The 8359-nt window shown below is 57.8% G+C and carries 7 protein-coding genes and 1 pseudogene; 1 reads left to right on the forward strand and 7 read right to left on the reverse strand.

The features are described from left to right. Nucleotides 1-43: 43 nt before the first annotated feature. The 5 genes from ACXADQ_RS01685 to ACXADQ_RS01705 all read right to left on the reverse strand — a co-directional run bounded on the left by ACXADQ_RS01685 (nt 44) and on the right by ACXADQ_RS01705 (nt 4783). Entirely contained in the window at nt 44-913 is an 870-nt protein-coding gene (locus ACXADQ_RS01685) for a TRAP transporter large permease subunit (protein WP_475314447.1), read from the reverse strand. After that, nucleotides 913-1440 carry a TRAP transporter small permease gene (locus ACXADQ_RS01690; RefSeq protein ID WP_097374468.1) on the reverse strand — a complete coding sequence of 176 codons (528 nt, stop codon included), beginning with the start codon at nt 1438-1440 and terminating at the stop codon, nt 913-915. Before ACXADQ_RS01690 ends, ACXADQ_RS01685 begins: the two co-directional genes overlap by 1 nt. Nucleotides 1441-1501: 61 nt before the next feature. Further along, on the reverse strand, nt 1502-2482 hold the full coding sequence (gene dctP, locus ACXADQ_RS01695; protein WP_097374467.1) for a TRAP transporter substrate-binding protein DctP: 981 nt from the start codon (nt 2480-2482) through the stop codon (nt 1502-1504). 581 nt (nt 2483-3063) lie between these two features. Continuing rightward, complete coding sequence (locus ACXADQ_RS01700) at nt 3064-3750, reverse strand: GntR family transcriptional regulator (protein WP_198405288.1); 687 nt, start codon at nt 3748-3750, stop codon at nt 3064-3066. 208 nt (nt 3751-3958) lie between these two features. Next, nucleotides 3959-4783: an acyl-CoA dehydrogenase family protein gene (locus tag ACXADQ_RS01705; RefSeq protein WP_293711602.1), complete on the reverse strand. Its 825-nt coding sequence runs from the start codon at nt 4781-4783 to the stop codon at nt 3959-3961. Between the two features lie 74 nt (nt 4784-4857). On the opposite strand from ACXADQ_RS01705, the gene ACXADQ_RS01710 reads away from it, so the two are divergent. Continuing rightward, nucleotides 4858-5614, forward strand: a protein-coding gene (locus ACXADQ_RS01710) for an IS5 family transposase (protein WP_475314460.1) whose coding sequence is annotated in 2 segments (ribosomal slippage) — nt 4858-5180 and nt 5179-5614 — 759 coding nt in all. Because the reading frame shifts where the segments join, the coding sequence is not laid out codon by codon here. Nucleotides 5615-5746: 132 nt separating this feature from the next. On the opposite strand, the gene ACXADQ_RS01715 is transcribed toward ACXADQ_RS01710, so the two are convergent. Both ACXADQ_RS01715 and ACXADQ_RS01720 read right to left on the reverse strand, forming a co-directional pair. Continuing rightward, entirely contained in the window at nt 5747-7501 is a 1755-nt protein-coding gene (locus ACXADQ_RS01715; RefSeq protein WP_475314463.1) for a tannase/feruloyl esterase family alpha/beta hydrolase, read from the reverse strand. Between the two features lie 492 nt (nt 7502-7993). Further along, a pseudogene (locus ACXADQ_RS01720) lies at nt 7994-8359 on the reverse strand (TniQ family protein); the annotation flags it as partial.

The raw sequence follows: 8359 nt of genomic DNA on the forward strand, positions 1-8359 counted from the left end.
GCAAAACACAGTCGTTGAATTCATTGAATTTCTCATCTCACAATTAAGGGCTACGCGACACCTGCAGCGTGGAGGCGACGGACTCAGACAGTACGCTAGGCTTGAAAGTGCCTTGCGCGACCGACAGTAATGTGGCTCCGAATACGCCGGCGGCCGCCGCTTCCGTCGGCGTAGCGATACCCAGCAGGATCGTCCCGATTACGCAGAAGATGATGATGCTGAATGGAAGGATCCCCGCGATGGCTTTGGCCACGTCCCTGAGAGAAATAGGGTTGAGCAGTTCGTCGCCTTTGCGTGGCGCCACTGACGGCGTCAAGACCAGCCGGAGGGCGATGTAGGCAATGAACATGGCGGCAAGTAAAATGCCGGGCAGGATGCCAGCGATCAGGAGCTTGGCGACGGAAACGTTCGTCAGCATGGCGGTGATAACAATGGCGATGCTCGGCGGAATGATCGGGGCCAGCGAGGCACCCGACAGTATTGCGCCAATCGTAAGTCGGCTGTCGTAACCCCGGCGCATCATCTCAGGGTAGAGCAGCCGCGCCATCATCGCGGACACACCCATGGTGGATCCCGATAGGGCTCCGAAGATCACCGAGAGCACTAGCGTCACGATGTAGAGCCGACCGTGGATCCCGCGGATGAGCGTGTCCACTGAGTTTAGCAGTCGGTTTACGGAACCTGACCTGAACAGTATCTCGCCCATTAGGATAAAGAGGGGCACGGCGGCTAGGACGGTCCCGGTTAGCGTGTCGAAGATCGAATTGACGATTAGCGGAAATCCCTTCGACCCCACTAGCAGAAGTAGTCCGCCGATATTGGCGAGGAGAAAGCCGACGAACATCGGAACGCCGGAGGCGAAGACGATGATCAGGAACGCGAACCCGCACGGAATGAGAATCCACCACGCCATCACAGGACCTCCTGGCGGCAGCGTAGCGCCGTATGAAGCCCGGCATATGCGTCGCGGAAAAAGTATAGAGCAGACCAGAGAAACCCGTATGTGATCCAGATCGAGATGAAGACCTTTTGGATTGAGCCGACCTTGATTAGGAGAATGCCGTCGACGAACTGGCGATGGTTCTCAACGAGCGAAAGTACCGTGATAAGCAGGCAAACGATGCCCGATACAAGGTTCAGTGCAACCACCCAACGATCCCGCGCCCGCTCGCCGAGATATTCGAGCACTGCGGACAGAGCAACGTGAGCCTTGTCTTGTGTGATCTTTGGCATCGACATCATCACCGAGGCGAGAAGCAGGTAGGATACGGTCTCTTCGACCCACCACTGCGGCTTGCTGAAGAAATATCTTGCCACGATCTCGAGTAAATAACTGCCTACGATGGCCAGAAGGCACAACTTGGCGATCACGTAGAACACGCTCGTGATCGCATCTCGAAGGGTTCCGAACTGATTTGACATACTGCTTGGGCTTTCCATTTGACAGTCTCCTCACTGCGCCCGTTGAAGAGGAATTGCAGCTTCAACGAGCGCAGCGATGTCACTTCGTGAGACCAGCGTTCTCGGCAAGTTCGCGCAGGGCTGTGGCCGCCTCGCCGCAGCAGGTCTCGGCCAACTGCCAGTTGTGCGACACCCAGCCATCTTGAACTATGTCTGCGTTCTCGGGGGAAAGCTTGACAACTTGCACACCGAGGTTCTCCAGCTGGCTCTGTTCGTTTTCGACGTAAGCGTGGCCGGCTTCTAGATTGTCGTGCTCGAGTGTCACAGCGACCTTTTCGATGAGGGCCTTCTGCGCGTCGCTCAGTCCGTTCCAGCGATTGAGGTTCATCAGGAACAAGCCATCGACATTGCCGAATGACGGCATCACGCGGTAGGGCGCAACCTCGTAATGTTTAGTGGCGACCATGCCACTACTCGGCCCACACGCCCCATCGACGACACCGCGGTCGAGCGCGGTATAGGTTTCGGAAAACGGCATCGCGACGGGCTGGGCCCCCATGGCCGCGATCACACCCTGAAAGCTCGAGATACCGCGTACTTTTAGGCCGGACCAATCGTTTTCCGGGTCAATCGGCATACGGAAGTAGCAATGATACCCCTGCGGGGCCAGCGGCGAGATGGCGATGAGTTTCAGCCCATGAGTTTCCTGGTAGAACGCATCTAAAGCGGCGAACACGCCAGAGGACCGTCGCAAATCCACGTCTGGAGCGATCACGTCGGTCACCAATCCTAGCCCCCTCGATCCAGCGTGATAAGCGCCGTGAGTGTAGAGCAGGTCGAAGACCCCGGATTTCACCGGTTGGAGTTGCTCGAAGGCGGGCACCACTTCCGGGCCGTTCAACTCCACCTGCAAGTCCGCGTTGCCCGCTTCGACCGCGTCCTTGAACCCCTCGACCTGCGCGTATGTCAGTGTGTCGCTTGAGGGCCAAGACGTGAGAAGTCGCAGCGTCTCCGCTCCTACCGCGCTGGTCGTCATCGCAATCGCCATGATTGTCGCGGCTAGTGTTCTAGTGTTGTTCATATTTTCCTCCCATTAATGATCTTCTGTCGCAGAGCTGACCGCTTCACCACGCGCCTTGTCCACCGGCGCCCTCACATGCACAGCAGATGCCTGCACCTGGCCCGAACCAGACTGAGGTAGTTGACCCGGTGTTGCGCGCTTCCTCCCTCACGTCTCGCCGTTCAACTGTCCAATCAGGATGCGGCAAATTACGCATTATCTTAACTAAAATGTATTTTTAGTAAAGTCAATCGATGGCTGGCGGAGACGATGCAATCCGCGTGAAGTACAATTAACTATTAATTAACAATAAGATAAGCTGCAGGAGGCCGATGTCCGCCATGTTGAAGCCTCCATGCTGCATCTGCAACGGCCCGACCTTGGCGGGGTAATTACATGCCAAGACGGTCAAGTGCCGTAGACATTGTCACCAGCTCGCTCGTGCCACATGGAGTAGAAAATCACCTCGGTCGCGGGGCTGAAGATGCGCTCACCGCGCGAGTTCATCGCAGCTCAAACCGCAACCGCCTGAGTGTCCGCTGAAACGGGGGCAAGACCAGTCGGTTGCGGTGTCTCGTTCGGGGGCACAATGCCCAAGCAGATCACTCAGAGGCAAGTTCCGGCAGGTTCGCACGAAGCATCATATCTGTGGTATTTTGGATGTGGCGTTCTATGGCGGCGACAGCGCCATCGACATCATGGGCGAGCGCTAGATCGGCTATCTCGTTGTGCTCCTTCTCAACCGAGCGCCCGGTCTCGTCCACTGGCATCGCGATGCGGCGGTAGCGCTCGGACCGGAGATAAAGCAAGCTGCGAATTTCCAACCAGCACGCATTTGGGCAAGCCGAGACGAGCGCGTCATGGAACTTCTGATGCCGAAGGTAGTAATCCTTGTACTCCCCTGTCTCCGGCAGAATTCTAGCGTGCGACACCGCGTTCAACTCATGTCGAGCGGAGAGCACGGCAACCTCCCAGGCGACCCCCCCGTTGCGGATCGATTGCTCGAGACATCGCATTTCGATTACGGAGCGGACCTCCGACAGTTCGATCAGATCCCGGCGCGCGATAGGCGCGACCACGAACCCCTTTTGAGGCTCTGCTAGCACCAATCCGTCGGAAGACAAGCGAGACAGGGCCTCACGAATGGCACCGGAACTCGCGTCGAATCTCTTGCACAACTCGTCGATCTTCAACCGCTCGCCAGGAAAGATCTCCGCACTGATGATCGCGTACCGGATACGTTCATAGGTCTGCGCCGTCCTGCTCACGGATTTCTTAGTTTCCCCCATATTCTGCCACCGTGAAAAATTTACATTTTCCCTATTTTTGTGCATTTTGAGGCGTGATGTCAACTTCGCGGATGCAGAGTTGAACGATGAAAGTCCCGAAAAGTCTTGCTTCAAGGGAAGTGAAATTTGCCTTACGGCACGGCCTTCGGATGGAGTTCGCTAGTGGGTTAAGCGGCTCGACTAAGCGGACCTGCCCAGGGGTTTGGCTTTATCGACGGCTTTGGTCCGCTCGGAGTAGTTCGTCCGCCAGCGCCATTGTTTCGGTGGCGCCGGAGTGGATTGCAGCGTCCAAAGCCTGGGTCTGAGGAAGGACTCTTGCAGCGAAAAACCGAGCTAAAGCGGATATGCTGCGGCAATGTGGCTTCGCCGAAGTATCCCGGTCGCAGCTTGCCGCCATGCGGACCCACATCCAGGCGAAGCTCACCAGCGCGACGAACCCCAGGTAATCGGTCGCGCTTGCACCCAGTTCCACAGCGTCGCCCCGTTTGGCAACAAGCTCGTCGGTCAGCTTCTCCAGCCTGCCGAGCGCTCCCTCGACGGCCTGTATGGTGCTGTCGAACTGCGGCACCCCCTTCGCTCTCACGATATCTGCGCGCATCAGGTCAAAAAAACCGCGGGCGACCGCGCCATCTTCCAGCGGCAGTTTGCGGGAAACCAGATCCATCGCCTGAACCCCGTTGGTCCCTTCGTAGATCTGAGCGATCCGGGCGTCGCGCACATACTGCTCCATTCCCCACTCGCGAATGTATCCGTGACCGCCGAACACGTGCTGGGATTGTACCGTGATCTCGAAGCCGAAATCCGTGAAGGCCGCCTTTACCACCGGCGTCAGAAGCGCCACAAGCCCCTCGGCCTTCCGCCTCCGGTCCTGGTCCGGGTGGCGCTCGGCGACATCCATCTGCAAGGCTGTGAAGACCGCCAGCGCCCGCCCGGCCTTGGTGAGAGCCTGGCCAGTCAACAGCATCTTGCGCACGTCGGGATGCTCGATGATCCGCACCGGCTCGCGCGATCCGTCCGCCGAGCGGCCCTGCAATCGTTCTCTAGGGTCAGGATGCATTGATTTCGGTTGCACAGCATGATTCACGGCTCCGAAAACGGAGCGTTGAAATGAGCGATCTCTTCTGGCTGACCGACGCGCAGATGGCACGTCTGGCCCGTTTCTTTCCCAAGTCTCACGGTAAGCCTCGGGTCGACGACAGACGCGTGCTGAGTGGGATTATCTTCATCAACCGCAATGGCTTACGCTGGCGAGATGCGCCTTCCGCCTATGATCCACACAAGACGCTTTACAGCCGCTGGAAGCGATGGAGCGAAAAGGGGATCTTCGCGCGGATGATGGTCGGGCTAGCGGCGGCACACGGCGAAGAGACGACCGTGATGATCGATGCGACATTGCTGAAGGCCCACCGAACGGCGACCAGCATGGCCGTCAAAGTGGGGGCGTGGCCGCCTGATCGGGCGAACCAAAGGCGGCATGAACACTAAACTTCACGCCATCTGTGACAGTCAGGGACGACCGATCGACCTGTTCGTCACTGCGGGACAGGTGAGCGATTACATCGGCGCACGGGCCCTGCTCAGCGGCCTGCCAAACTTCAAATGGCTGCTCGGTGATCGCGGCTATGATGCCGACTGGCTCCGAAAAGCATTGCAGGACAAGGGCATACGCGCCTGCATCCCCGGTCGAAAACAGCGGAAGACGCCGGTCAAATACGATAAGCGACGCCACAAGCGGCGCAACCGGATCGAGATCATGTTCGGCAGGCTAAAGGACTGGAGGCGCGTCGCGACCCGCTATGACCGATGCCCAAAGGTGCTCCTCTCAGCCATCGCCCTCGCGGCTGTCGTCATCTATTGGTTATAAATCCTGACCCCAATGCCAGCAACGATAGCTGCTGTTATTTGGCGGGATGGCAGTTCACCCCGTCGGCCGCCATCGGATGGCTCAAGGACACGGTGGGCGGCATATGCTGTGCCGCCCACCTCTCGTTGCTTGTCAGTTGGCGACGCAGGTGAAGCTCTCTGCGCTCGACGGATCTCCTTCCCCATCGTACTCGGCATAGAGCGGGTACGGACACAGAGGACGCGAAAAATTCTTGCCGCCAAAATAGTCCGGGTTGGACACCGTGGCTTCAAGCCGTTCGATGGGAAGATCGTCCTCGACCCAAGCCATCAGCGGGGTCAGCAGGTCGACATCGTCTGTTGCCGGACCTCCCTGGCAATGGTTCATCCCGGGGATAATAAATAGCCGCGCAAAGTCCGCTGCCTGACCATCGGCTGTCTCGTTGACGGCATTCCAGTACTTGATCGTATCAAGTGCGGAAAATGCTGCGTCTGCCGCTCCGTGATAGATCACGAGCTTTCCGCCGCGGGATGCGAAATCGGAAAGGTCCGGCGAATCCGCGTTACCAAGTTCGGCCGACGAGACGGGGTAAAGATCGGTAGTCGCATAGGCGAGCGCCGGCGTCTCGTCTATGTTGAAGTTCATCTCGAACCGCACATATTCATCCGGGCGCAGAGGCACCGGTGGGGTCTGCCAGAGCATTGCGTGTTGCGGAGTGCTGAGGGTCACTTTGCGGGCATTGTTTTGGTCGCTGTCATAGGAACCGAACCACCACGACCGGAATCCGTCATTCACGCTGTCGCCGATCCGCCCGCCGATACCGGGATCCCAGGGATGGCCGGGATACAGCCTTGTCCCGTCTGATGTCACGGGTCCGGCCATCCCGGCGACAAAGGCGTCGATCTGATCCTCCAGCAGGCAACCTTCTTCCTTTGCACCAGAACAAGTAAGTGCTCTCAGTCGCGGAAGCACTGTAGCAGTCGTACAGGCCTCAATATTATTGGACATCCGGTCCTCCAACCCGTCCAGCGCATCGCAGGCACCAACAACCGCGTCAGCGATCAGTTGAACGTCGTTGTCCGAATAAAGCTTGTTCAGCAGCGGGATTCCGTCAGGCCCCGACTGGTTCCGCGTTTCCGCCAGGTTCCCAAAGATTCTGAGCAGAAACGGCGCATAGGCTGCCGAGTATGAGAAGTGGATCCCCGGTGCACCGGCCACAACACCATCATACAGATCGGGATAGCGCTGCGTCATCAGCGCAGCTTCGCGTCCGCCTTCCGAACAACCGATGAAATAGGACTTTTCAGGTGCAGCACCATAATATTTCTCGACAATTGCCTTCCCTACACGTGTCACAATATCATAGGACATGTAGCCGAAATCAAGCCGCGCCTGCGGATCCATGCCGAATGCGGAGCGCCCCGAGGCATTGCTGTCGGAGTTGGTGTCATTGTCATGGCCTGAATTTGTTGTCACGACCGCAAAGCCACGCTCAAGAGCAGAATCCTCTTGGTTGAGCCCCGTCGGCCCCATGGCGTCTTTCAATGCGCCGTTCGAGCCGCTGCCCCCCTCCATGTAGAAGCGGCCATTCCAGTCCTGAGGCAACCTGAGTCGAAACTTGATCGAATAATGTTGCCCGTCCACAGGGCTGATCCGATCATTGATCGCACCGACAATTTCACAATGCGCCGGCATACCCTTATCTCCGGCATGCTCTGCAATTTCGATCAGGCGAAAACCTTGGACATCCGCTGGAAGCTCAGTCTCCGTGAGATTCGCCGCGTCAAAGCAAGATAGAAACTGATTGGGAAAATCTCCGGCGACAGCGGCATCGGCATGATCCACACCCGTCAAGAAGAAACCGCTCGCGATTGCTGCAAGGGCCGTAGTTGATCTGATAATTGGCATTTACTCTCCTCCATTTTGTCACTCCTGCGCACCCCGGAATTGCTTCAACAAATCAAACGCACTCGCACAGCGGGCGGCGAATGCCCTTAATTGCTCCAGCAACCCTCTACCGAAACGCATCCTCCGTCGCGTCGCCGGTAGATCCTGGCTCTTCGCCGTTTTAGGTAGCTTCATTCTCAAAAAAACCGATGTTCGTTATTCGAACAATATCCGAAATTCGCGCTTTTGGATTGTTAGCCGTAAAACCTATGCTGTCAAGCGTGGGAATGACGGGCACGTGCCGCGGCGGCGATACTGGGGTGATGCGGACAACCTCCAGATCGTGGAGGGGAGCTTCGTCGGGCGACGTGAGGTGGCGGTAACGACACGTCGGCATGGTATCGCGCTTCCTGCTGACTATGTGGCGGCGGCAGTATCGGAATGGCGAGCTTTACGCCGTGTCGCTTTGCCTTTAAATCTGAGACATGGCGCTTTGAGCGTCGAGTTTTGTCCTTAACTGTGAGATTCGGCTGTCTTTGGTCCTGTGCTTCTGGCGCGCTGTTGCGCAACATGATCAACTGCGGCAAGCAGACGTGGCTCTCTCTCGAAGGCGCGCAACAGAGCAATTCTTACATAGTCGTCGGCACCGGCGCTGGATATGGCCGCTTTTATCAGCGGACGAGACTGGGCCGCAGCGATCGCCGCAAGGCAGAACAGCCTCACTTCCGGTCTGGGGCTCTGAAGAGCGAATAACGGATCCCCGCGGACGGCCTTGAGCGACATGCCAAAGGTGACCGCGCGCATCGCACGTCGAAGTAGGTTGGGGCGGTTTGACGTCGCTGCGTGCTCAAGCAGCCCTGCCCCGCAGCGCGCACGGTC

The organism is Thalassovita sp. ABM4_323 (genome assembly GCF_056158665.1).

Coding starts and splice junctions, on each gene's coding strand:
- ACXADQ_RS01685 (WP_475314447.1), bottom strand. CDS start 913: ATGGCGTGGTGGATTCTCATTCCGTGCGGGTTCGCGTTCCTGATCATC.
- ACXADQ_RS01690 (WP_097374468.1), bottom strand. CDS start 1,440: ATGGAAAGCCCAAGCAGTATGTCAAATCAGTTCGGAACCCTTCGAGAT.
- dctP (WP_097374467.1), bottom strand. CDS start 2,482: ATGAACAACACTAGAACACTAGCCGCGACAATCATGGCGATTGCGATG.
- ACXADQ_RS01700 (WP_198405288.1), bottom strand. CDS start 3,750: ATGGGGGAAACTAAGAAATCCGTGAGCAGGACGGCGCAGACCTATGAA.
- ACXADQ_RS01715 (WP_475314463.1), bottom strand. CDS start 7,501: ATGCCAATTATCAGATCAACTACGGCCCTTGCAGCAATCGCGAGCGGT.